The sequence below is a fragment of the Pseudomonas sp. YuFO8 genome (assembly GCF_035065025.1).
GTDB lineage: Bacteria > Pseudomonadota > Gammaproteobacteria > Pseudomonadales > Pseudomonadaceae > Aquipseudomonas > Aquipseudomonas putida_AE.
The window spans coordinates 334,601-357,493 of record NZ_JAXDEQ010000002.1 but is presented as its reverse complement, the minus strand read 5'-3'; the positions used below and the strand labels follow the sequence as shown (position 1 = coordinate 357,493).

Below are 22,893 nucleotides of genomic sequence, written 5' to 3'. Positions count from 1 at the left end.
TGAATTGGAATGAGACCCTGGCGAGCGGCGATGGCTAGAACAGCTGCAGGATGCGCAAGTTGATGCGGCTGTCCTCTTCGAAGCCGTTGTCCACCGCGATGTCCTGCCCGTAATTGACCATCAACTGGGTGCCCGGGGTGACGAAGTACGACGTGCCGACCGTGAATTTGCTGGTACCCGGCTTGTCGTCCATATCTATGTCACTGATGTTGCTTTCACCGCCCCAGAGCTTCGAAATGCCCGCACGCACATCGAAACGCTCGGTGAAGTTGTAGCGTAGAAAAGCCTGGCCCTGGTAGAGCGGGTCCTGCTTCTGGGTGTCGCCAGCGCTACCGAAGTCGTTGTTGTGGCCAAAGAAAGTCACGTCGCCGACCAGATCGAGGGTCAGCTTTTCGGTCAGGCCGGTGATATAGCCCGCTTGCAGGGCGAGCTTCCAGCGGTTCTCGCCGAGGTTGATCGCGCGGTCCTTGTCGTAGCTGCCGGTGGGCACGTAGAGGAACGGGGTGATACCGAAGTAGCGGCGATTTTTCGGTTCATTCAGCAGCCAGACGGTGGCGGCGAGGATCAGGTCGCCAGTGCCGCTGTCGTTGCCCAGGTCTTGCAGATCATCCTTGGCCCGCACGTTGCCGAACGGCAGGAGGAACTGCGGGTCGACGATGTAATCGCCGATCCTGGTGAAGTGCACGCCGCGCAGGATACCGATGTCGGAATCCAGACCGGCATCGATCGGCACCTTGTGGCCGTCGGAGTAGAGGGCATTGCGCTCGGCATGTTGGTAATAGACCAGGCCCAGGTTGGTGCCTTCGGGAAGGGCGGTGTAATCGCCGGCATCGACGTCCACCGCCATGGCGCTGCAAGAGAAACTGGCCAGCAGGCCGAAGAGCGAAGCGTGAAACAAATGGACCAGGCGACACTGGTGTGGCGGCCAGCCCGGGCTGCGACGAGCCGGCCCTGTGCTCATTTTCATGACATTACCTTTATTGTTTTTGTTTATGATCGACTTAGTGCCGGAGCGGTTATCCGGACTAACGTGAAGTCATTGAGCAGAGCTTGTGCCAGCTTTTTATGGTTTATAAAAAAAGCTTTTAAATCAATGGCTTGAGTAATAATAAGAAGTGTCGAAGGCCGCGCGGGAATTGTCCCGCTGTATCGCTGGCTCAAATTGAGACAGTGGCTTGGGGTCGAGCTGGCCCACTTCGAGACATTCGGCCGCGAGACGCATGCCATGCCCAAATTCAATAGCCCCGCGACACCTTCCTCGCGCAAGCGTTTCGTCGATTCACAAGTGATCGAGAGATCCTGGCAGCGCTCGCAGAACTACGGCCTGTGCCCGCGCGACAATCTGCTGTTTGACGCGCCAGTGGTTGCCAGTCGCGCGCAGATCGCCGAAAGCAATCGCCTCTTGCTGACCTGCGCCGCCCCGGAGATGGAGCAGCTGCACGCCGCCCTGTCGCCGAAAGACTGGGTGCTGGCCTGCCTCGATCTGGAAGGCGTGGTGCTCAGCAGCCTGGGTCGACTCAGCCCGGACAACCGCGAGTTGAATCAGGTGTTCCGTGTCGGTGCGCAGATCTCTGAACAAAACGTGGGCACCACCGCGCCGAGTTGCGTCCTGACCGAGCGCGATTCGGTGTTTTTTGTCGGCGAGGAGCATTACCTGGAGGAGGCTCGCCAATTCTCCTGCCTGGCCACGCCGATCTTTGGCCTGGACGGCGGCATCGTCGGGGTACTGGACGCCAGCAGCAAACATGGCGTGCCCTCGGTCTATACCCTCGATAGCCTGGTGTTCGCCGCTCGCGCCATCGAAAACCGCATGTTCGCCCAACTTGGCGACGTGCTGCTGGTGCATCTGCACCATCGCCTGGACATCCTCGGCACGCCACTGGAAGGTCTGCTGGCCTTCGACCCGGCCGGTAAGCTTCGCTGCGCCAACCGCATCGCCGGTCAGTTGTTGAAGCTCGGCGAGAACCACGCCGGCCTGGACTTTACCGAGCTGTTCGACATGCCCTTCGTCCATGCCACCTGTTATTGCCGCCACGACCTCAGCGCACCGTTGCGCCTGCGCGGTCACCACTGCGGCGACCTGCATGCTTGCATCACCCTCGGCCCCGAGCGCAAACCGGAACGGGGACAACGTCGGCTACCCTTGCCTGCGAGTACCGCCGAGCCGCTGCCAGCGCCGCAATCGGGCCCGTGCCTGCAGGATCCGGCCCTGCAGGACGCTCTGTCCCGCGCACGCAAGGCCTTCGCCCGCGACATCCCGGTGTTGATCAACGGTGAGACCGGCACGGGCAAGGAGGTCTTCGCCCGTCTGTTGCACGAAGGCAGCAGGCGCGCCGGCGAAGCCTTCGTTGCGATCAACTGTTCGTCCATCCCCGCCAGCCTGATCGAGTCGGAATTGTTCGGCCACGCCGAAGGTGCCTTTACCGGCAGCCGCAAGGGCGGCGCCAGCGGCAAGATCGAACAGGCGCACAAGGGCACCCTGTTCCTCGACGAGATCGGCGACATGCCCCCGGAGCTGCAGGGTCGCCTGCTGCGCGTGCTGCAGGAGCGCAGCCTGACCCGGCTTGGCAGCAGTCAGTTGATCAAGGTGGATTGCGCGTTGATCTGCGCCACTCACCGCGACCTCAAGCAGCTCAGCGCCAACCAGGGGTTTCGCGAGGATCTCTATTACCGCATCAACGGCCTGCGCGTGGTCCTGCCGGCGTTGCGTGAACGCCACGATCTCGACGCACTGATCCAGCACCTGCTGCGCGCCGAAACCAACGCGCACCCATCGCCCAGGCTGAGCAAGGTGGCGCTGCAGGCGCTGTTGGCGTACCGCTGGCCGGGCAATGTTCGTCAGCTTTACCAGACCCTGCGCCTGGCCGCTGCCCTGGCCGAGAATGAAGAGGAAATCGGCCTGCAGCACCTGCCGGACGACGTATTGGAGGATTGTGATACCCCGGTCGAATCAGCGCCAGGTACGCCGCAGCCGCAGCCGAAGGCGGGGGATACCTTGCAGGTCTCGAAGCTGCGCGCGATCAAGGCGGCGGTGGAAGCGAGCGGCGGCAACCTCTCGGCCGCCGCGCGCAGCCTGGGGATCGGGCGAGCGACCCTGTACCGCAAGCTCAAGGCAATCGAGGAGGGTTATCAACTGCCGTCGGATTGAGACGTGAGAAACCACAGAATCCAGGCACTGACACTGATCAAGGCCCCCAGCAGGCTGACGGCCTCCCAACCCCATAGCGCATAAACCTGGGTTGCGGCGGCGGCTCCCAGCGCGCTGCCGACCGAGTAGAAGCACATGTAGGCGCCGACCATGCGGCTTTGGGCGTCGGGTCGTGCGGCGAAAATGATGCTCTGGTTGGTGACGTGCACGGCCTGCACCGCGAAGTCGAGCAGGACGACGCCGCAGACCAGCGCGACCAGCGACGTCTCGGCAACGCTGATGGGCAACCAGGACAGCGTCAGGAGCCCCAGCGCAATGCCGGTCACGCGTTGCCCCAGGCCTTGGTCGGCCCAGCGACCGGCGCGTCTGGCAGCCAGCGCACCGGCGACACCGGCCAGGCCGAACAGGCCGATGGCGGTGTGTGAAAGCGACAGCGGCGGGGCGCTCAACGGCAGGACCATGGCTGTCCACAGCACGGAAAAAGCGGCGAAGATCAGCAGCGCCAGCAGGCCCCTGGCGCGCAACGTGGGTTCGCTGATGAACAGTTTGAACAGCGAGCCGATGAGCGCGAGGTAGGTATCCTTTTGCCTGGGGGAGGGTGTGACAGGCACTACTTTCCACAGCACTGCCGCGAGGGTCAGCATCAAACCTGAGGACACAAAGTAGACAGCGCGCCAGCCTGCGATGTCTGCGATCAAGCCGGAAGTAAATCGCGCCAGAAGGATGCCCAGGACAATCCCGCTGGTGACCGTCCCGACTGCTTGCCCGCGTTGCGAGGGCGTTGCCAGCACAGCGGCGTAGGCCACCAGCACCTGAACGACCACTGCCAGCAAACCCATCACGATCATGGCAGCCAACAGGGCCAGCCATTGCTGTGCTGCACCGACCGCCGTCAGCGCCACCGCAGACAGCAGAACTTGCGTCAGCATCAGTCGCTTGCGGTTGACCAGGTCCCCCAGCGGGACGATGAACAGCAACCCCAATGCATAACCGACCTGAGTCGCAGTCACCACAACCCCGATCATTGATGAGGCCACACCCAGGCTCTGCGCCATGGAGTCGAGTAATGGTTGGGCGAAGTAAACATTGGCCACTGCCAGCGCGCAGGTGATGGAAAACAGCAACGTGAGCGATGGCGAGAGCCCTTGAAAGCGGTCGGTTACCGCAGGCGATATTGGCGAAGGCTCCCTGACCAGACATTGGCTGGCTGAATCGACATCTGCTGTCATGTGCGCCTCCATGGGCTAAACTGGTTTCAATTGAAAACTGGATTCAATTGTTGGTGTATTCGGTTTCAAATTGCAACCACATTCCGCAAGGTCAACAAAATGCTCGAAGACACCTCACCGCCAGGCAACGAATGCCCGGTAGCCAGAACACTGGAAGTCATTGGCGATCGCTGGTCACTCATGATCATCCGCGACGCTTTCGACGATATTCGCCGGTTCAGCGAATTTCAAAAGAGCCTGGGCGTGGCGAAGAATATTCTGGCGTCGCGATTGAAGGCGCTGGTCGAGGTCGGGATATTCGACGTTCGACCGGCGTCGGATGGCAGTGCCTACAAGGAGTACGTGCTGACGGAAAAAGGGCGGGAGATCTTTCCGGTGGTGGTCAGCATGCGGCAGTGGGGCGAACGTTTTCTGTTCGAGCCCCAGGAGACCCGTTCCGTGCTGCTGGACAACAGGTCCGGCCAGCCGCTGATGCCGATTGAGGTTCGCTCAGCAAGCGGGCAGAAGCTGGGACCTGCTGATTGCCACAGGGTTAGGCGCCTTGATGGCGAATCGTGAATTGAGGGGCAGACCGGCACCTTTGGCGCCCGCCGGTTAATTTTTACGCTTTTTTTACGGTAGGCGGTTCAGTCTGCAACGATACTGGCCGCGATTTTCAACGGTCCATGCATCTGCATTTTTAATGGCACTGGCAATGTATTGCCCAAGGATGACGTGAACTTCCTCCCCCGCCATCCGAGAGAAGCGGCTCTTGAGTAAAACAGTGACCCTTGCACACACAGATTCCCCATCCAGAACCTCAGGGGTCGGCTTGCTCGTCGCCGCTGTCGGGGTGGTTTATGGGGACATTGGCACCAGCCCCCTCTACACGCTCAAAGAAGTCTTTTCCGGCCACTACGGCGTCCAGGTCAATCACGACGGAGTGCTGGGCATTCTGTCGTTGATCTTCTGGTCGCTGATTTGGGTGGTCTCGATCAAGTACGTGTTGTTCATCCTGCGTGCCAACAATCAGGGCGAAGGCGGCATCATGGCGTTGACCGCGTTAGCCCGTCGCGCGGCAGCACCTTATCCGTACATGAGCAAGGTACTGGTGCTGCTCGGCCTGTTTGGCGCGGCACTTTTTTACGGGGACAGCATGATTACCCCGGCCATTTCGGTGCTCTCCGCGGTTGAAGGACTGCAGCTGGCGTTTGACGGAATCGAACACTGGGTCGTGCCCTTGTCAGTGATCGTGCTGGTGGCGCTGTTCCTGATACAAAAACATGGCACGGCTCGAATCGGCATCCTGTTTGGTCCGGTCATGGTGCTGTGGTTCGTGGTGTTGGGTGCGCTTGGGATCTATGGGATTTTGCAGCGCCCAGAAGTGTTGCAAGCGCTCAATCCTGCCTGGGCCGTGCAGTTCTTCGTGGTTCATCCGGGAATCGGGGTGGTGATTCTGGGCGCTGTCGTGTTGGCACTGACTGGTGCTGAAGCACTGTATGCCGACATGGGCCACTTTGGCCGCAAACCGATCTCGCGCGCCTGGTTCATGCTGGTACTGCCCGGTTTGGTGCTCAATTACTTTGGCCAGGGCGCCTTGATCCTGGGTAACCCGGAGGCTGTGCGCAACCCGTTCTATCTGCTGGCGCCGGATTGGGCCCTGCTGCCGATGGTCGCGCTCTCCACACTGGCCACCATCATCGCTTCTCAAGCAGTGATTTCCGGTGCGTTCTCCCTGACTCGCCAGGCCATCCAGCTGGGTTATATCCCCCGCATGTTTATCCAGCACACCTCCAGTCAGGAGCAAGGGCAGATCTACATCGGCACGGTCAACTGGGCATTGATGGTCGGTGTAGTCCTGCTGGTCATCGGCTTCGAGTCGTCCAGTGCGTTGGCCGCAGCCTATGGCGTCGCAGTGACGGGGACCATGTTGATCACGACAATATTGTCCTCGGCGGTTGTCCTGCTGCTATGGAAAACGCCGCGCTGGTTGGCCATTCCAATGCTGCTCGGTTTCCTGCTGGTCGACAGCCTGTACTTCGCGGCCAATGCGCCGAAGATTTTCCAGGGCGGCGCGTTCCCGGTGATTGCCGGCATTGGCCTGTTCATTTTGATGACGACCTGGAAGCGCGGCAGGAAAATCATTGTCGAGCGCTTGGATGAAACCGCACTGCCGCTCCCGCTATTCATCGACAGCATCCGTTCGCAACCTCCCCATCGTGTGCAAGGCACGGCAGTGTTTCTGACGGCCAGGACCGATGCTGTTCCTCATGCGCTGTTGCACAACCTGCTGCATAACCAGGTTTTGCATGAGCAGGTGGTACTGCTCACCGTAGTGTCTGAGGACAGCCCTCGCGTGAGTGCGCAACAGCGGTTCGAGGTTGAAGCCTATGGTGAAGGGTTCTTCCGGGTCAGCCTGCACTTTGGTTTTATCGAGGAACCCGATGTCCCCTTGGCCTTGAGTCTGTGCCACTTGACCGACCTGGATTTCAGCCCGATGCGCACGACCTATTTCCTCAGCCGGGAAACGGTGATCCCGACCAGGCGCATCGGCATGGCCCGTTGGCGAGAAAGCCTGTTTGCGTTTTTGCTCAAGAACGCCAACAGCAATCTGAAGTACTTCAAGTTGCCGTTGAATCGGGTGATTGAGCTGGGCACACAGGTTGAGATGTAAAGATCTCGAGCGTTCAATGCGGGCCATTGATGCTGGATGAGCCCCGTGTCAGACGCTTGAGCGCGACGACCATCAGGCCCCCCGCAACCAGCATTCCCGCGAGAAAAAGCGGATAGGCCGCGTTGAATTTCTGCTGCAACTCGCGAGCCGCCTCGGCCTTGGCAAACAGCTCCTGGATCAGGCGGAGGCGTGTGTGCGCGCTCACGACCGCGCCTACCTGCGACTTGAAGTGCGGCCGGATAATCCCGTCGCGATCAGCCTTTATGAGCGTAACGGTTACCAACGCTTCGCTGTGGTTCATGACTACTACGAAGACCATGCGCCTGCATTGCGTCTGGAGAAGCGCATTTTGAGCAGTTGCTGATGTGTCGTGACACGGAAATCCGGCACCCATTACCAGATTGCTAAACCAGCTGGCGAATTCCCAGGGACAAAATCAACCCACCGCACAGTCGATCGATGGCCTTCTTCCTCCCTCGATACGCGCCAGCAATCCTGGGTTGCGAAAGGGCGATGGCGACCATGCCATACCAGGCCATCGACACCACCACGACAACCGCCAGCATCGACGCAAAGGTGCCTGGCGAAACGTGGGTGGGGGCGGCGGCTGAAAAAACCGCGGCATAAAAGGCCATGGACTTGGGGTTGCCAATATTGGTCACCACCCCGTGGATAAAGGCCTGCCTGCAACTACCCGCGACGGCATCCTCTGGCCGGCCAGGCGCATGCTTCCCCGCATTGACCAGCAGGCGCAAGCCGAACCACATCAGGTAGGCGGCCCCCAGAACCTTCACCACAAGCGCAGCCCAGGGGAGCGCAGCAAAGACAATCCCGAGACCTGCAATGGCACAGGTGGACCAGAACAGGTTGACCAGCACGATCCCTGCTACCAAGGCCAGGGCTTGCGACCGTGTAGCCGCAACCGCTTTGTGGACCACTGCGACGAAATTGGGTCCAGGGATAACGACGCCGGCCAGGTAGACCAGAAAAACCGTCAAAACGGCAGAACCATCGATCATGTGCTTCCTCGCAAGTCCCGCGGACGGTGATTATGACCAGGCAAACATTCCATTATCGTCCGGGCTGCCATTGTGAATACTCAGGCAGTCCTTTCCCATTCAGCCACGCTACGTCCTGCTCCGTCCAGATGTGGAACTCGGGCCTGGCGCCAGGCTCCTCATCCAGCGTGGCTACGCGCACGATCATCGCGGCTGAACCGTTACGCTCAGCGGCAAGGTGCGATCCGCAGTGGCAACAGAAGTGTCGCAGCTTCCCGGGCGATGACTCGAAAACCCGCAATGCCTCCAGGCCTCGAGTCCATCGGAAATGCGCTCTCAGCACGCCTGCCGTGGAAACATAAGCGGCGGCATGGGTCTTGCGACAGGTACTGCAATGACAATGGCTGATGGGCATATCGATGCTGTCGATCTCATAACCTACCGCCCCACAGGCGCAGCTTCCTTTCATTTCATCCTCCGGTTTTGTCACTGTGCGCAGATCAGGGTGTGATTCGTTTTTGCGGTTTGCTACGCAGCAAGCTCGACGTAGCTCGACTCGCCACCTCCAGTCGCACCCGATAACCAGCCCCATACGAAGGCCAGCGTGGTATATCCCGTGTGATCAACGCCCACCGTGCCACGGGACCAGCCGGAAAGAATCTCGCCCTCCGTGGTCAGGCAATGAAACAGCAGCTCGATGGTATCGGGGCCTGTCACGCGGCCGACTTGGTGGCCCATGCGGATCTTGCCGCCCTGGTAAGTCCCCGAAATGGCATCGCCCTCGACCTGGTAATGAAAGACCGTGCCTGCGCCGGATAGCCCGTGGGTGTTGCCCGCTACCGTAAATCGGCGATCGTGCAAGCGCTCGCTGAGTTGAGTAAAGGGGATTTGCATAATGTCGCGTCCTTGTAGTGGAGAGGGTCCATTCCAGCGTTGGCTGCATCGCTGGTCGTAATTTACCGACGAATCATCCCTGCCGGGTGGAAAAGATTGCCGGCATCTGCAGATGCTTGTAAATGGCCAAAAACCGCAGGCCGAAGGTGAAGATCAAGGCAATCCAGCCGGCGACCCAGATGGTCGGGAACACGTCTCGCAACAGCACGTAGAGGGTACAGCCCAACAGAATGGGTGTGGCGTAAATTTCCCGCGACATCAGCAGCGAAACCCGACCAGCCAGGACATCCCGGACGATACCGCCGCCGATGCTGGTCAGCACGCCCATCATCACCGCCAGGGGGGCAGCCAGCTGCAAGGCCAGGACTTTTTCGGTGGCCGACAAGCCGAACAGCGCCGCTGCCAGACCGTCGAGATACAGCAGGATACGGTAACGTCGTTGCAGGCGTTGCGTGCAAAAGAACGCCAACAGCGCAGCGAACAGGGCGACCCAGATGTAGTTGAAGTCGGCGATCCAGAAGATCGGCAGATCGAGCAGCAGGTCCCTTATCGTGCCACCCCCAATGGCGGTGATGATCCCCAGCACTACGGCACCAAATAAATCCACATCGGCTTTCTTGATTGCCAGCACGCCGGTGATGGAAAACACGGCAATGCCCAACATTTGCTGGAAATAAAGCATCTGGTATTCCTTTCAGGTGGCGGCTGGCCAATGCGCCTGCGAACAGCCTCCTGAGTGTAATTCAGTGCAAGCCCGGATTTGCGCTTGTCACAACGATAACCGACCTTTTCACAACCTGCCTGTCAGCGGGTATTCGACCGCCAGGCGTATCTGGTCCGTGTCCAGTTCTGCCTGGGCCGTATTGCCCCGATGCACATTGTGCCTCAGCGAAAACGTGGTGCCTTTCGCCGCGCCACCTTGCACCACATAACGCATCTCCAGGTCGCGCTCCCAATGTTTGCCGCCTTCGCCATAACCCAGATAGGCATAACCACCTTGCGGGTCGACGTGGCTGCCATCGATCTGGCTGCCGCGTACATAAGCGGCGCTCATGGACAGGCCCGGCGCGCCCCAAGGGCTGGCATCCAGATCGTAGCGAGCCTGCCAGGATCGTTCATTGGGTGCGTTGAAGTCCGACAGCTGCACGGCGTTGCTGATGAAGATTGCACCACGGGTGACGTAGTCGAACGGCGTGTTTCCATCGACCTGCTGATATCCGAGGCTGAAGCCATGGGGCCCTTGGGTGTAAGTGGACATCAGGCTCCAGGTGGTATTGTCGATCGTGCCGGATAACGACTTGCCCTCATCAGTGGTGCGGTACAGGTTGAGGTTGAATGCCAACGAGCGCTGTTCACCCAGCGGCTGGAGGAAGGTGCCGCCCAGGTAGTGCTGGTTCCAGGTGTCCTCGTAGCGCGATGAATAGAGGCTGAGGTTCAGGTTCTTTGCCGGTGCGAAAACCATGCCCGCGAGATCGAAGGTCTTGCCTTTCACGGCGTTGGAATAGTTGACCACGAGGCCCTGGTCATGACTGCTGGCATTGCGATCGGTACTCTCGGTGAAGTGTCCTGCCACCAGCTTCAGTGCCGCGAACTCGTTGCTGGTGAGGAACAGGCCGGTGGCGGTTTCCGGCAGCAGTCGACTGTCGGATGAACTGAACACCGGGGTTTTCACCCGCTGCTCGCCGTAGCTCAGCACTGTCGATGACGCGCGGAATTTTATCGCGGCACCGCCACGGCTGAACTCGTCCTTGGGATGCCCCTGGTTGTCGAGCCCAAGCAATCGCGCTTTCCCTGCGCGGCCACCGCCGCTGTCCAGTTGTATGCCCAGATAGGCATGGGCATCCAAACCCACCCCGATCAGGCCTTGGGTGAAGCCCGATTGCAGCGTACCCATCAGCCCGTAGCCCCATTCCTCGGCGTAGCCATTACGCTCGTCACGTGGCTTGTAGGCGTTACGCGCAGCGCTGTTGCGGGCGCCATGACGGTACTCGCGATGGTCGTAGACCGTGCGATTGAGCACACTCCAGGCGCTGTCCTGGACAAAGCCATTGGCTTGCGATTGCGCCGAATCAGCCAGCGTGAAGGGACTGGCCAGGGCCAGGAGAAAGGCGGATCGGGTAGGCATTTTCGCGGTGTCCACAAACAAAATCAGGATGAACGCAGGCGCAGGATCTGCGCGCCGTCAAAGGGGTCGATGAGGTAGTGCGCATGGACGCCGAAGGTGTCCAGCAGGCGTTGTGGGGTCAACACATCAAGCGGTTTGCCCAGGGCCACCAGGCGGCCCTTTTCCAGAACGGCCAAACGATCACAGGTGAGTGCCTGGTTGAGGTCGTGCAGGGCAATCACGGTGGTCACCGGCAATGCGTGAACAACCTGCAAGATCGCCAGCTGGTGCTGGATGTCCAGGTGATTGGTCGGTTCGTCCAGCAGCAGGATCCGCGGGCGCTGGGCCAGGGCGCGAGCGATATGCACGCGCTGGCGCTCGCCACCGGAGAGGCTGCGCCAGGTGCGGGTCCGCAGATGAGTCGCATCCACATCGCGCAAGGCCTGATGGACGATGTCATCGTCTACAGCCGACCACGGACTCAGGGCCGACAGCCACGGCGTGCGGCCCAGGGCCACGGCATCGAACACACTGATCGCATCCAGGGTGTCGGCCTGCTGTTCAACCACCGCCAGGGTTTGCGCGATGGTTCGCCGTGACAGGGTCTTGAGGTTTTGGCCGTTGAGGTGGATGTCCCCCCGGCTGGGGCTGCGCACGCCGGCCAGCAGTTTGAGCAACGTGGATTTTCCCGAGCCGTTGGGCCCCACAAGGCCCAGGGTCTCGCCGGGGTGGATGTCCAGGTGAATGTCGCGCAGCAACTCGGCATCGCGGATCGAGAACCCGAGACCGGCGCAACTCAGCACGGGGTCGTGCAGAACAGGTGCAGCCGCGTTCATCGGGCATTCCTCCGACCGACCAGGATCAGCGCGAACACCGGCGCGCCGACCAATGCGGTAATCACACCGACCGGTATCACCTGGCCCTTGATCAGCGTGCGCGAGAGCACATCGGCGGCGATCAGGAATACCGCGCCACCCAGCGCACTCGCCGGCAGCAGGCGCGTATGCCCAGTGCCCAGCAACAGCCTGGCGGCGTGGGGAATGACCAATCCAACGAAACCGATGGAGCCGACGATCGACACCATCACCGCCGTCACCAGGGCGGCACAACCGATTAACAGAAATTGCACGGGACGCACTGCGATGCCGAGCGAGGCCGCAGAATCCGCGCCAAAGGTGAAGGCATCCAGCGCACGCCGGTGCCACAGGCAAACCGCGAGGCCGGCGAGCGCAACCGGCACCGCCAGCCACACCGAAGGCCAACGCACGCCACTGAGATTGCCCAGCAACCAGAACATGATGCCGCGGGCCTGTTCGGAACTGGCCGACTTGGTGATCAGGAACGCCGTGAGCGCATTGAACAGCTGCGAACCGGCGATCCCCGCCAGGATGATCTGCGAGGTGCTGCCAGGCGAACCGCTGGCCCGGCCGAGCAAGACAACGACGGCAAAGGCCGTAACGGCCCCGGCAAACGCCCCGGCCGACATCGAAATGGCTCCGGCGCCCAAGCCCAGCAACGCCACCAGCACCGCGCCCGTCGAGGCCCCTGCGGAAATGCCCAGCAGGTAAGGATCGGCCAAGGGGTTGCGCAGCAGCGATTGCAGGATCACCCCGCAAGTCGCCAGGCCCGCACCGCAAGCCGCCGCCACCAGCGCGCGGGTCAGGCGGTAGTTCCAGACGATGCCCTCGTCGATGGGATCGACGGCAAAACCTGCAGACCACAGTTTGTTGGCCAGCACCTGGAACACCACCGCCGGTTCAATGTTGGTTTCACCGATGGCCACACCGGCGCTCACGGCCAGCAGCAGTATCAGCAACGCGAGCAGGGTGCGAATCAACGTCCTGGTCATTGCGGCAGGTCGTAGCCGTTGATGGCGGTGGCCAACGCCTCGAGACCGTCGAACGTTCTCAGGCTGGCCTGCATGGCCATGGCGTCGAGGATGATGATGCGGTTGTTTTTCACCGCGTCCATGTTGCGGGTCACAGGATCGCTGCGCAGGAATTGCAGTTTCTTTTGATAGTCGTCAGCGGGGAAGCGCCGGCGATCCATGCGCGCGATCACCAGGAACGTCGGGTTGGCCTTGGCGATGGTTTCCCAGCCAACCGTTGGCCACTCTTCGTCGGACTGCACCACATTGCGCACGCCCAGGGTGTTGAGCATGAAGTCGGGAATGCCCTTGTGCCCGGCGACATAGGGGTCGATATCCAGGCTGGCGCTGGAGAACCAGACCAGCGCGCTGGTGTGCTTGAGGTCCTTGCCTTGCACCAGGGCCATGGAGCTGGCCAGGCTGGCCTGCAGTTGCGCGTTCAGCTGCTGCCCACGGGCCTGGACGTCGAAGATCTCGGCCAGTTGGGTGACGCTTTTGTAAATGCTTTCAATCCGAAACGGCTGCAGGCGAGTGCCGTCGGCCCCGACCAGGTTGTCCTTGGACTCGCAGTCCGAGGGCATCAGGTAGGTGGGAATCTGCAGCTCGTGAAACTGCTCGCGAGTACCGACTGCGCCTTGCGGGCCGACCATCCACTCAAGCTCCACGGCGACCAGCCCCGGGCGCTTGCCGATCACCGATTCGAAACTCGGCTCGTTATCGGCCAGGCGTTCGATCCTGTCGTTCTGCGCCTTGTACTGAGCCAGCACATCATTGAACCACAGCGAAGTACCGACCAGTTTGTCGCCCAATCCCAGGGCGAAGAGCATCTCGGTGCCGGCCTGGCCGATGGTCACCGCCCGGGCAGGGGCGTGGGCGAAGGTCAGCGTGCTGCCGCAGTTCTCGACTGTAAGCGGGTAATGAGTAGGGGAGGCACAGGCGAGGGAAGTAAGACCCAGGCCAGTGACGAGGGCGACAAAGCGGGGCAGCAGCATGATGCAATCTCCATTTGAACCGTACACGGCGCAAGGGTCTGGAAACACATCATCGAACGCTGCCGGAAAGGCAGAGCAGGGCCCGTCACCTGGGTGACGCGCGCACAAGGATGTCCTCCCCGGACACCCCGCCGGTTAGTGATTGTTGCTTGGCCGGCAGGTCTCCTGACTGGTGCGTCATCGCCTGCTCCAGCCTTCCCGGGATTCGATCCCAGTGGCAATTGAGGAGCAGGCTCAGCACCTACAGTTGCGGGGGCAGTTCCGTTTGATGCGTTGGCAGCATCACGGATTCCCTATTAATCCCATGTGGAAACCGGCGGCGGCATGGTAGTCGATCATGCCGCCCGAGGCGAACCCATCTCCTGATCAGAAGTATTTAAGCCAACCGATATCACGCCGACGCGCCTTCAATGCGGCGAACCAGCGCACCGGCAGATACAGCGCCGCAGCCAGCAGCACGGCGGTCAGCCACACGGCCCAAATGCCATCGAACCCGAAGTAGTCGCCGTGGTTCAGACCGAACAACGCCACGCTGACCAGGTACAGCACTTTCAGCACATAAAGATGGAGCAGGTAGAAGAACATCGGTGCCGCGCCAAAGACCGCCAGGGTGCTGATCCACTTGCGTTGTTGGGCGCGCTCGAAGCCCAGCAACAGCAAGAGCCCAATGCCCAGCGTCAGGCCCAGGAACAGTAGGGAAGGTGGGTATTTGGTGATGTTGAAGAAGCTCATGAGGGTGTATGTGGTGCTTTCATGGACCGCCCAGTGTGCCTCGCCATAACCGTTCACCAGGCGCAGGAGGACGAAACCGATCAGTGCGCCGGCCCCCGCCAGCAACAGATAACGCTGACGTTGGGCGGTCGAGGCGGGGCGCGCGAACCAGGGGCCGATGCAGTAACCCAGGGCGATGACCCCGATCCACGGCAGCACCGGGTAGGACGTGCGCAGGCGCAGGCTGTCGGAGAATTCGATCCAGCCGCGATCATGCAGAATGGCCCAAGGGATGTGCAGCGCCGAACCAACCGGGAAGTGCAGGGTGTCGAGCAGGTTGTGCCCGCCGACTATGACCAGCCCCAGGCCGCAGAGGATGGGTCGCGGCAGCCAGACCAGTGCCGCGAGGGCAATCATGCTGACGCCGATCGCCCAGATCACCTGCAGGTAAATCACGGTGGGCGGGAACTGGAAGGTCCAGGCGAAATTCACCAGGGTGAACTCCAGCACCACCAGGAACAGGCCACGCTTGAACAGGAAGGTCGACACGGCGTGCGTGCCCTGATGCTTTTCACCGTACAGAAACGCAGACAAGCCCGTGAGCAGGACGAACACCGGCGCACACAAGTGGGCGAGCGTGCGGCTGAAAAACAACGTCGGTTCAGTGCTGTCGATGAGCATCGGGTCGGTGACCTGGCGGTGCAGGAAGAAGGTTTCGCGCACGTGATCCAGCAGCATGAAGATGATCACCAATCCCCTGAGGGCGTCGATGGACATCAGGCGTTGGTTTGCGCGGGTGACGGGCGGGGTTTGTATGAGGTCGGTCATCGAAAGTCGCAGGCAGGGAGTGGACAGCGCTGTCGGTATGCGACCGGCAGCCAAGGTATTGATATAACGTAACATTAAAACCTGGCAAAAGAAAAGCACGACGCCAGCGCCAGGTCCTTGTGAAATGACAATTACGTCAATATTGAAATATCTCTCAATATTGCATGCCTTGACCCTGCCTGACGATGAGACCTGCGCGTCTCACGACTTCAATCACAACAAGGGCTCGAGATGAACAACAACAAGAAAGTTTGCGAATCGCTTCCTTCCACCGTCGACGTGCTGGTCATCGGTAACGGCCCGGTCGGTGCAACCATCGCGGCGCTGCTGGGCCGCTATGGGGTAACGACCCTGGTGCTGGACAAGACCCATGAGGTCCTGCTGATGCCGCGTGCCATTGCCCTGGACAACGAGGCGCTGCGCATCCTGCAGCTCGCCGGCCTGGCGGAAGACGCTTTCGAGAAGATCGTCATTCCTGAAGTGAGGATGCACTCCCCGGTACTCGGGCAATTCGGTCGAGCCAATACCCAGGGCTGCATCGACGGCCACCCGAAACTCGTGACCTTCTATCAACCCGATCTCGAGCACGCGATGCGCGGCCAGGTATCGCGGTTGAAGTCGGTGACCAGTCTGGGCGGCTTCGAACTTGAAAGCCTGGTCGAGGAGGCGGATGGCGTCATTGCCACTGTGCGGGATCAGAATGGGCAGGCGCATAAAGTTCGCGCCCAGTACCTGGTGGGGGCGGACGGCGCAAGCTCCAGGGTCAGGGCATTGATTGGCCAGGAGTTCGAGGGGCAGACTTATGCGCAGGATTGGCTGATTGTCGATGTCATGAACCGGCATCAGTCAGCGATCGATCACATTGAATTTCTCTGTGATCCACGGCGCCCGACACCGCACATGCCCGCACCCGGCGGCAGGGAGCGTTGGGAGTTCATGCTGCAACCCGGTGAATCCCGGGAAGAACTGGAAAACCCGGAAAGCATCGCCCGGCTGATCGCGCCATGGATCAACCCGCAGGCGCTGCAAATCGAGCGCAAGGCGGTGTATCGGTTCCACGCCCGTTGCTGCAACAGGTTCAGCAAGGGCCGCACTTTCCTCGTAGGCGACGCGGCGCACATCACACCGCCTTTTGTCGGGCAAGGTCTGGTCGCGGGCCTTCGAGACGGTGCCAACCTTGCCTGGAAACTGGCCTGGGTCCTTCGCGGTCATGCCGCGCCTGTAATACTCGAGACCTATGACGAAGAGCGCCGCCCCCACGCCCAGGCGATGATCAATCTGGCGAAGCTCATGGGCCGCCTGGTGATGCCCAAGAACAAGGTCGCCGCTTTCCTTATTCACGGCCTGATGCGCACCCTGGCGTTGACGCCCGCTACCAGAAAGTACTTTGAACAGCTGGACATCAAGCCGAAGAACACCTTCAAACACGGCCTGTTCATGCAGCAGCGTCGGGGCGAAACGTTGGTCTGTGGCAGCCTGTTCCCCCAGGCTTGGGTTCGCACCATGCAAAGGCAGATCAAACTCAGCGACGATGCCCTTGGCGACAACCTGACCCTGGTTGGATTGGGTGTCGACCCCTTGTCGCTGCTGACAACCGAGCAGATTGTTTCATGGGAAAAAATGGGCGGTCACTTCCTGGAAGTCAGGACTCGAGGCCAACGTAACGGCGGCAGCTGTGATTTCATCGAAGACATGAACCATGAGATCCTGCCGCTGGCTGCCAAGGGGACGCTCGTTGCGGTTCGTCCTGACCGTATCATCATGCACCAGGTCCCTGGCGCGCAGGCAAGCCGTCTGCTTCTAGACTGCAAGGGCCTGCTGGCTAGCGAAGATGTCACCCTTGACGGCATTTCCGTTACCATCGACGAGCCCACCCGATTACGAGCTTGATCATGCATTCCCCCATTCCTGTAGAAGCGACTGCGCCACCACCTCTCACGCGAGGCCACAAGAAGCGTGAGCGCACCCGGCGCGGCCTGGTGGACGCGGCATTGCGTCTTGTCGCACGCAAGGAGGTGGGGGAGATCGCACTGCTCGAAGTGGCCGCGGAGGCAGACGTCTCCAACGGCACCATCTACAACTATTTTCGCACTCGCGACGAAGTATTGGAGGCGGTGGGCATCGCCATGGCCGCCGAGTTCTCCGACGCCATTTCCGTCTTGAACGCCGACGTGCAGTGCGGTGCGCAGCGGCTGTCGATTGGCGTTCGCCTGTTCGTCTGTCGGGCCGCCGCCGACCACCCATGGGCGAATGCGCTGCTGCGCATCATCCATTTCGACCAGGCCATGCGCTCGCGCCTGGCGGCCCATGTGCTGGGCGATCTGCGTGAGGGGCTGCTTGCGGGCACTTTTGCCTACGCGGACGAAGGGATCGCCCTGGACCTGGTCTTGTCATGCACAACCGGGGCGATGCGCGCGGTTGTCGAGGGACGTGCAGTGGCGGAACACGATGTGCGGGTCGCCGAAATGGTTCTCCAGGCTTTGGGTGTAACACCTGCCAAGGCCAGGAAAATCGCGGGCAAGCCGCTACCTGCCTGATCTTTCTCCTCCTGCCGAAGACGCTTAACGCAATGAACATGTGTGTTCATCAATTGATCCTGCCTTCTCGGTGGAATAAGAGGGTGGATGCCGGTTTTCGTCGGGAAAAATTCACTTATTGAAAAACCTTGTTGACGTCAACTGAACACGCGTGTTCAATTGCTCCATAAGGTAATTCTGGAGAGTGAACCGTGCAATCCCTGAATCCAACACAGCGCCGCATTCATCAAGCCGCCTTTCGCCTGTTCGCTGAAAGAGGCACCTCAAACGTCAATATCCTCGACCTCGCACAAGCGGCCGGCGTGGCGCGCGGAACGGTCTACAGCAACATCGACAGCATGGAAGGCCTGTTCGAGGCGGTCGCCAGCCAGCTTGCGAAGGAGATGCATGAGCGCGTCAACAAGAGCTTCGACTCAGTGTCCGATCCCGCCCAGCGCCTGGCCAATGGCATTCGCCTGTTCATTCGCCGAGCCCACGAAGACTCCCAATGGGGCGCATTCATCCACAAGTTCGCCATGAGCAATTCTGCGTTGCGCGAAATGTTCAGCAGCCAGGCGACCACGGATCTTCTCAGCGGGCTTTCCAGCGGGCGCTACAGGTTTGCGCAGGAGCAATTGCTCTCAGTGCTGACCCTGATATCGAGCAGCGTCCTGGGTTCGATTTTCCTCGTGCTGGAGGGTCACCGGACCTGGCGCGAATCGGGTTCCGACACCGCCGAGCTGGTGCTGCGCGCCTTGGGGGTACCACCCGAGGAGGCGCGTGTGCTGGCGACTCTGGAGCTGCCGGCACTGCCGCCTCTCGACTGACGCCCCCTCACTGACTCAACCAGACAAAACCCCTGTTTTTACAGGGGGTCGGGACTGCTTCGCCCTAAAAACCCGGAAAACAACAACAATGAACGACAAAAAACCATTGCACCGGTTGACGACACAACAACCCGCCCGGCATCCGCAGCCGACGGTGAAGGCCCGGGACCTGACGCATCTGATCTTTCAAAGGCCGGACTTGAATGAGGCTGCGGGTTTCCTCACCGACTTCGGCCTGAAGGTCAGTCGCCAGGACGCCGATACGCTCTATCTGCGCGCCACCGATGCCACTTCGTACTGTTACCGTGTCGAGCGTGCCGAACGTTCGCGTTTTGTCGGGTTCGGCCTGGCGGTCCAGTCCATCGGCGATCTGGAAAAACTCTCTCGAATCCCGGGTGCGTCACCGGTGCAGAAGTCGGAACATCCTGGCAAAGGCTGTTACGTCAGACTGACCGATCCTTCCGGCTTCATGGTGGAAGCGGTTTGCGAGCAGTCTCCAGGCAAAGCGCTGGATCACAGAGCGCCTCTGCGCTGGAACCTGGCGCACGAGCAACCGCGTATCAATGCCACGCAACGCCCGCCCGTTGCGCCGCCCGATGTCCTCAAGCTTGGCCACATCGTGATTGAAGTGGCCGACTACCAGGCGACCTGTGCCTGGTACACGCGGCATTTCGGCTTCATTCCCAGCGATGTGCAGACGCTCCCCGATGGCACCCCCATCGTCACCTTCATGCGCCTTGACCTGGGTGGAACGCCAACGGCGCACCATACGCTCGCGATAGCGCAGGGGTTCATGGCTGCCTACAGCCATAGCGCCTTCGAGGTCGTCGATGCAGACGCTGTGGGCATGGGCCAGCGCGTCCTGCGCGAGCGCGGCTGGAAGCACTCCTGGGGCATCGGTCGACACATTCTGGGCAGTCAGATCTTCGATTACTGGCAAGACCCCTGGGGTGACAAGCACGAGCATTACTGCGACGGGGACATCTTCACGGCCGCACACCCTATCGGCATTCACCCTGTAAGCCCCGAAGCCATGGCGCAGTGGGGGCAGCGCATGCCCAGGAGTTTTACCAAACCCAGACTGAGCTTCACCCATCTGCTGGCGCTGATCCGCAACTTGCGACGCAGCCCGGACTTGTCCATTCGCAAGTTGATAACCCTCATGCGGATGTTCGGGTAGCGCCACCGCCATGACGGTCCCCCCACAGAACAACACCACCAAGCCTGCTCCAGGAGTACCTTCAATGTCTGCTGTACACGTAGTCCGCTTTGAATTTCAGAACGGTATCCACTGGGGCGTGCTTCGCCAGGGCCGTATCACGGTTGTCCCCGGTGTTTTCGAAACCACCGGTGACTTCATTGCCCAGAACAGTATCGACGACCTCGCTCAACTCGAAGGCCCGGAGCTTGCGCAGGAAGAAGTGAAACTGCTGTCGCCGGTGACCCGTAACCAGCAGTTCGTCTGCCAGGGTGCCAACTACCGTCAGCACATGATCGAGTCGGGCATGGACCCGGACGCGAAGAAATTCAACATGATCTTCACCAAGGCGACCAGTTGCCTGGTGGCAGCTGACAGCGACCTGATCAAGCCGCGCACCGTGCGCTTCCTCGACTACGAGATCGAACTGGGGCTGGTGATGAAGCGCGCGATCAGCGGGGCTGTTTCTGTCACCGACGCCAATCTGCATGAGTTCATTGCCGGCGTCGTCATCGTCAATGACTACTCGGCCCGCGACATCCAGATTCCCCAGATGCAGTTCTACAAGGGCAAGAGCTTCCGCACGTTCGGCCCGGTTGGTCCTTACCTCTGCCTGCTGGGTGCCAGGGACATGCATTACCTCAAGGCACTGCAGCTGCGCCTGACCGTCAACGACCAGCTGCGACAGAGCGACAGCACGGCCAACCTGGTTTACGGTCCCGCCGAAACCCTTACCGAACTTTCCGAAGTGCAAGATCTCGCCGTCGGCGACCTGATTGCCACCGGTACGCCTGCCGGCTGTGCGCTGACGATTCCTTCGCCTGCCAAACAGCGCATCGCGGCGCTGCTGCCGGAAGCTACCAAGTGGAAACTGTTTCTCAAGGCGCAGGAGGGCCGCACGCAATATCTCAAGCCCGGTGACGTGGTCGAGGCGCGTATTCGCAGCGCCGATGGCGTGATCGACCTCGGTGTGCAGCGCAACCGTGTCGTGGAGCAAGCCTGATGGTGATGCAGACCCTGAACGACATCGAAAGTCTCGAGCGAGTCCCCTTGACGGAGCGAGGTCTGTCCTCCAGCACGTATGAAGCACTACGCCAGGCGGCCGAGCGCACCCCGCAGGCACCGGCGCTGAGCTTCTTCGCCGATGCCGCCCATTTCAAACACACCCTGGAGTGGAACTACTCCCAGCTGTTCGCCGATATCACCCGCGCGGCCAATGCCTTCCATGACCTGGGCATTAGACCGGGTGAGGTGATTGCCTTTATCTTGCCCAACCTGCCGCAAACCCATTTCACGATCTGGGGCGGGGAGGCCGCAGGCATCGTCATGGCGATCAATCCGCTGCTTGAGGCCAGGCAGATGGCTGACTTGCTGAATGCAGCGAAGGCATCCGTGGTGGTGACACTCGCGCCGACGGCGGGCAGTGATCTGTGGCCCAAGCTGGCTTCGCAGCTGGACCAGTTGCCCACGGTCAAGTCCGTGGTCTGGGTCAGCATGGAGCCCTGTGTCGACGCATCAATATGTGGGACTTCCGAAGCCACGGCACTGCAGGAACGAGACGATATCGCGATCCACGATTGGCAATCGTTGATGGATGCCCAGCCGCACACACACCTCAAGAGCGGTCGGCAAATTCGCCCGGACGAATGCGCCTCCTACATCTGTACAGGCGGCACCACCGGGCTGCCCAAGATCGCCGCGCGTACCCATGGTTCGGAAGTATTCAACGCATGGTCTGTGTCTGCTCATTTGCAGCCACGCAGTGGTGGCCAGGTCATCTTTTGTGGCCTGCCGCTGTTCCATGTCAATGGCCAACTGGTGACCGGGCTGATGCCCTGGACCCAAGGCGACCATGTGATCCTCGGCACGCCCCATGGGTACCGTGGCGAGGGAGTCATCCCACGATTCTGGGAGATGGTCGAGCACTTCGGTATCAACCTCTTTTCCGGCGTGCCGACTGTTTATGCAGCACTGCTGCAACATGAATGGCAGGGCCGCGACCTGTCCAGCCTGCGCTTTGCCATATGTGGTGCCGCGCCAATGCCAGCCGAGCTCTTGCGCGAATTCGAGCGCAGCACAGGGGTAAGGATCCTTGAAGGTTACGGTCTTACCGAGGGCACCTGCGTTTCCTCGATCAATCCGCCCCATGGCGAGCGCCGTATCGGCTCCATCGGCATGCGGATCGCCTACCAGCCTATGCGCGCGGTCGTGCTCGATGATTGCGGGGAGTACCTGCGCGATGCCGATGTGGATGAAATCGGTCTGATCACGATCAGTGGCCCGAACCTCTTCAATGGCTATCTGGAGGCGCGCCATAACCAGGGCCTGTGGATCGATATCGACGGTCAGCGCTGGCTCAATACCGGCGATCTGGGCCGCCAGGATGCCCAGGGTTACTTCTGGCTGACCGGACGCAGGAAGGAGCTGATCATTCGTGGCGGCCACAACATCGATCCCAAGCAAATCGAGGAGGCTCTGCAGGCGCATCCCGCCGTCGCCTTGGCTGCTGCCATCGGCAGCCCCGATGCCTACTCGGGCGAGGTGCCGGTCGCCTATGTTCAACTGCGTCCCGGGCACGGCTGCAACGCCGAAGAACTGGAGGCGTTCGCCCATCTCAACATCAGCGAACGGGCCGCCGTGCCCAAGCGCATTGAAATCCTCGACGCGTTGCCCCTGACTGCCGTGGGCAAGATATTCAAGCCCGCTTTGCAGCAGCGGGAGATTGCCAGGGTAGTCGAGCAGGAAGTGCAACGAATGTGTCTGCAGGGAGTGGAAGTAGAGGTGGTACAGGATGCACGACGCGGGTTGGTCGCCTGCATCCGCGCGGGAGACAACCAACAAACCCTGGCGCTTCTTCTAGGGCGCTTCAGCTTTCAAGTGGAGTGGCTTGAATGAGTGTGAGTACGCCTCCCTAAGTCAAACTGATGC

20 protein-coding genes, 1 pseudogene and 1 riboswitch are annotated in these 22,893 nt (G+C 60.7%); of the genes and pseudogenes, 10 read left to right on the top strand and 11 right to left on the bottom strand.

Translation table 11 applies throughout. The features are described 5' to 3' along the window. Positions 1-34: 34 nt before the first annotated feature. Positions 35-967: a transporter gene (locus tag SOP95_RS03410; RefSeq protein WP_323606096.1), complete on the bottom strand. Its 933-nt coding sequence runs from the start codon at positions 965-967 to the stop codon at positions 35-37. Positions 968-1,225: 258 nt separating this feature from the next. On the opposite strand from SOP95_RS03410, the gene SOP95_RS03405 reads away from it, so the two are divergent. After that, positions 1,226-3,148, top strand: a complete 1,923-nt coding sequence (locus tag SOP95_RS03405; protein ID WP_274076250.1) for a sigma-54-dependent Fis family transcriptional regulator — start codon at positions 1,226-1,228, stop codon at positions 3,146-3,148. Here the strand turns inward: SOP95_RS03405 and SOP95_RS03400 are convergent. Next, positions 3,130-4,377, bottom strand: coding sequence for an MFS transporter (locus SOP95_RS03400; protein WP_323606095.1), 1,248 nt, complete (start codon positions 4,375-4,377; stop codon positions 3,130-3,132). The two genes, SOP95_RS03405 and SOP95_RS03400, sit on opposite strands and share 19 nt — an antisense overlap. Positions 4,378-4,476: 99 nt before the next feature. Between SOP95_RS03400 and SOP95_RS03395 the strand changes: the two genes are divergently transcribed. The 3 genes and pseudogenes from SOP95_RS03395 to SOP95_RS03385 form a co-directional block, all read left to right on the top strand. Beyond that, on the top strand, positions 4,477-4,935 hold the full coding sequence (locus SOP95_RS03395; RefSeq protein ID WP_274076252.1) for a winged helix-turn-helix transcriptional regulator: 459 nt from the start codon (positions 4,477-4,479) through the stop codon (positions 4,933-4,935). A gap of 193 nt (positions 4,936-5,128) precedes the next feature. Beyond that, positions 5,129-7,030, top strand: a complete 1,902-nt coding sequence (locus SOP95_RS03390) for a potassium transporter Kup (protein ID WP_323606092.1) — start codon at positions 5,129-5,131, stop codon at positions 7,028-7,030. 151 nt (positions 7,031-7,181) lie between these two features. After that, a pseudogene (locus SOP95_RS03385) lies at positions 7,182-7,382 on the top strand (GNAT family N-acetyltransferase); the annotation flags it as partial. A 52-nt stretch (positions 7,383-7,434) separates the two neighbouring features. On the opposite strand, the gene SOP95_RS03380 reads toward SOP95_RS03385, so the two are convergent. From SOP95_RS03380 to SOP95_RS03340, 9 genes are all read right to left on the bottom strand, one after another. Next, positions 7,435-8,049 carry a LysE family translocator gene (locus SOP95_RS03380; protein ID WP_323606091.1) on the bottom strand — a complete coding sequence of 205 codons (615 nt, stop codon included), beginning with the start codon at positions 8,047-8,049 and terminating at the stop codon, positions 7,435-7,437. A 52-nt stretch (positions 8,050-8,101) separates the two neighbouring features. Further along, positions 8,102-8,497: a GFA family protein gene (locus tag SOP95_RS03375; RefSeq protein WP_323606088.1), complete on the bottom strand. Its 396-nt coding sequence runs from the start codon at positions 8,495-8,497 to the stop codon at positions 8,102-8,104. A 59-nt stretch (positions 8,498-8,556) separates the two neighbouring features. Beyond that, complete coding sequence (locus SOP95_RS03370) at positions 8,557-8,922, bottom strand: hypothetical protein (protein ID WP_323606087.1); 366 nt, start codon at positions 8,920-8,922, stop codon at positions 8,557-8,559. 73 nt (positions 8,923-8,995) lie between these two features. Next, positions 8,996-9,604 (bottom strand): trimeric intracellular cation channel family protein, encoded by a 609-nt coding sequence (locus SOP95_RS03365; protein ID WP_323606086.1) that lies wholly within the window; start codon positions 9,602-9,604, stop codon positions 8,996-8,998. A gap of 108 nt (positions 9,605-9,712) precedes the next feature. Next, the gene (locus SOP95_RS03360; protein WP_323606085.1) at positions 9,713-11,047 is read right to left on the bottom strand and encodes an OprD family porin; all 1,335 of its coding nucleotides are present in this window, start codon (positions 11,045-11,047) and stop codon (positions 9,713-9,715) included. A gap of 23 nt (positions 11,048-11,070) precedes the next feature. Next, the gene (locus SOP95_RS03355) at positions 11,071-11,862 is read right to left on the bottom strand and encodes an ABC transporter ATP-binding protein (RefSeq protein ID WP_323606083.1); all 792 of its coding nucleotides are present in this window, start codon (positions 11,860-11,862) and stop codon (positions 11,071-11,073) included. Beyond that, positions 11,859-12,863, bottom strand: a complete 1,005-nt coding sequence (locus SOP95_RS03350; RefSeq protein ID WP_323606114.1) for a FecCD family ABC transporter permease — start codon at positions 12,861-12,863, stop codon at positions 11,859-11,861. The genes SOP95_RS03355 and SOP95_RS03350 overlap by 4 nt, the downstream gene beginning before the upstream one ends. A gap of 8 nt (positions 12,864-12,871) precedes the next feature. Then, positions 12,872-13,885 (bottom strand): ABC transporter substrate-binding protein, encoded by a 1,014-nt coding sequence (locus tag SOP95_RS03345; RefSeq protein WP_323606080.1) that lies wholly within the window; start codon positions 13,883-13,885, stop codon positions 12,872-12,874. 138 nt (positions 13,886-14,023) lie between these two features. After that, positions 14,024-14,218: riboswitch (cobalamin riboswitch) on the bottom strand. Positions 14,219-14,251: 33 nt separating this feature from the next. Continuing rightward, a complete protein-coding gene (locus SOP95_RS03340; protein ID WP_323606079.1) occupies positions 14,252-15,424 on the bottom strand; it encodes a DUF1624 domain-containing protein in 1,173 nt (390 codons plus the stop codon). A gap of 231 nt (positions 15,425-15,655) precedes the next feature. Between SOP95_RS03340 and mhpA the strand changes: the two genes are divergently transcribed. The 6 genes from mhpA to SOP95_RS03310 all read left to right on the top strand — a co-directional run bounded on the left by mhpA (position 15,656) and on the right by SOP95_RS03310 (position 22,860). Further along, on the top strand, positions 15,656-17,314 hold the full coding sequence (gene mhpA / locus SOP95_RS03335; protein ID WP_323606076.1) for a bifunctional 3-(3-hydroxy-phenyl)propionate/3-hydroxycinnamic acid hydroxylase MhpA: 1,659 nt from the start codon (positions 15,656-15,658) through the stop codon (positions 17,312-17,314). Between the two features lie 2 nt (positions 17,315-17,316). After that, the gene (locus SOP95_RS03330; protein WP_323606074.1) at positions 17,317-17,961 is read left to right on the top strand and encodes a TetR/AcrR family transcriptional regulator; all 645 of its coding nucleotides are present in this window, start codon (positions 17,317-17,319) and stop codon (positions 17,959-17,961) included. Positions 17,962-18,152: 191 nt separating this feature from the next. Beyond that, the gene (locus tag SOP95_RS03325) at positions 18,153-18,767 is read left to right on the top strand and encodes a TetR/AcrR family transcriptional regulator (protein WP_323606073.1); all 615 of its coding nucleotides are present in this window, start codon (positions 18,153-18,155) and stop codon (positions 18,765-18,767) included. Positions 18,768-18,855: 88 nt separating this feature from the next. Continuing rightward, on the top strand, positions 18,856-19,947 hold the full coding sequence (locus SOP95_RS03320; RefSeq protein WP_274076265.1) for a VOC family protein: 1,092 nt from the start codon (positions 18,856-18,858) through the stop codon (positions 19,945-19,947). 64 nt (positions 19,948-20,011) lie between these two features. Further along, positions 20,012-20,968 (top strand): fumarylacetoacetate hydrolase family protein, encoded by a 957-nt coding sequence (locus SOP95_RS03315; RefSeq protein ID WP_274076266.1) that lies wholly within the window; start codon positions 20,012-20,014, stop codon positions 20,966-20,968. Beyond that, positions 20,968-22,860 carry an acyl-CoA synthetase gene (locus SOP95_RS03310; protein ID WP_323606070.1) on the top strand — a complete coding sequence of 631 codons (1,893 nt, stop codon included), beginning with the start codon at positions 20,968-20,970 and terminating at the stop codon, positions 22,858-22,860. The genes SOP95_RS03315 and SOP95_RS03310 overlap by 1 nt, the downstream gene beginning before the upstream one ends. The last annotated feature ends 33 nt before the right edge of the window (positions 22,861-22,893 follow it).

Coding starts and splice junctions, on each gene's coding strand:
- SOP95_RS03410 (WP_323606096.1), bottom strand. CDS start 967: ATGAAAATGAGCACAGGGCCGGCTCGTCGCAGCCCGGGCTGGCCGCCA.
- SOP95_RS03405 (WP_274076250.1), top strand. CDS start 1,226: ATGCCCAAATTCAATAGCCCCGCGACACCTTCCTCGCGCAAGCGTTTC.
- SOP95_RS03400 (WP_323606095.1), bottom strand. CDS start 4,377: ATGACAGCAGATGTCGATTCAGCCAGCCAATGTCTGGTCAGGGAGCCT.
- SOP95_RS03395 (WP_274076252.1), top strand. CDS start 4,477: ATGCTCGAAGACACCTCACCGCCAGGCAACGAATGCCCGGTAGCCAGA.
- SOP95_RS03380 (WP_323606091.1), bottom strand. CDS start 8,049: ATGATCGATGGTTCTGCCGTTTTGACGGTTTTTCTGGTCTACCTGGCC.
- SOP95_RS03375 (WP_323606088.1), bottom strand. CDS start 8,497: ATGAAAGGAAGCTGCGCCTGTGGGGCGGTAGGTTATGAGATCGACAGC.
- SOP95_RS03370 (WP_323606087.1), bottom strand. CDS start 8,922: ATGCAAATCCCCTTTACTCAACTCAGCGAGCGCTTGCACGATCGCCGA.
- SOP95_RS03365 (WP_323606086.1), bottom strand. CDS start 9,604: ATGCTTTATTTCCAGCAAATGTTGGGCATTGCCGTGTTTTCCATCACC.
- SOP95_RS03360 (WP_323606085.1), bottom strand. CDS start 11,047: ATGCCTACCCGATCCGCCTTTCTCCTGGCCCTGGCCAGTCCCTTCACG.
- SOP95_RS03355 (WP_323606083.1), bottom strand. CDS start 11,862: ATGAACGCGGCTGCACCTGTTCTGCACGACCCCGTGCTGAGTTGCGCC.
- SOP95_RS03345 (WP_323606080.1), bottom strand. CDS start 13,885: ATGCTGCTGCCCCGCTTTGTCGCCCTCGTCACTGGCCTGGGTCTTACT.
- SOP95_RS03340 (WP_323606079.1), bottom strand. CDS start 15,424: ATGACCGACCTCATACAAACCCCGCCCGTCACCCGCGCAAACCAACGC.
- mhpA (WP_323606076.1), top strand. CDS start 15,656: ATGAACAACAACAAGAAAGTTTGCGAATCGCTTCCTTCCACCGTCGAC.
- SOP95_RS03330 (WP_323606074.1), top strand. CDS start 17,317: ATGCATTCCCCCATTCCTGTAGAAGCGACTGCGCCACCACCTCTCACG.
- SOP95_RS03320 (WP_274076265.1), top strand. CDS start 18,856: ATGAACGACAAAAAACCATTGCACCGGTTGACGACACAACAACCCGCC.
- SOP95_RS03315 (WP_274076266.1), top strand. CDS start 20,012: ATGTCTGCTGTACACGTAGTCCGCTTTGAATTTCAGAACGGTATCCAC.
- SOP95_RS03310 (WP_323606070.1), top strand. CDS start 20,968: ATGGTGATGCAGACCCTGAACGACATCGAAAGTCTCGAGCGAGTCCCC.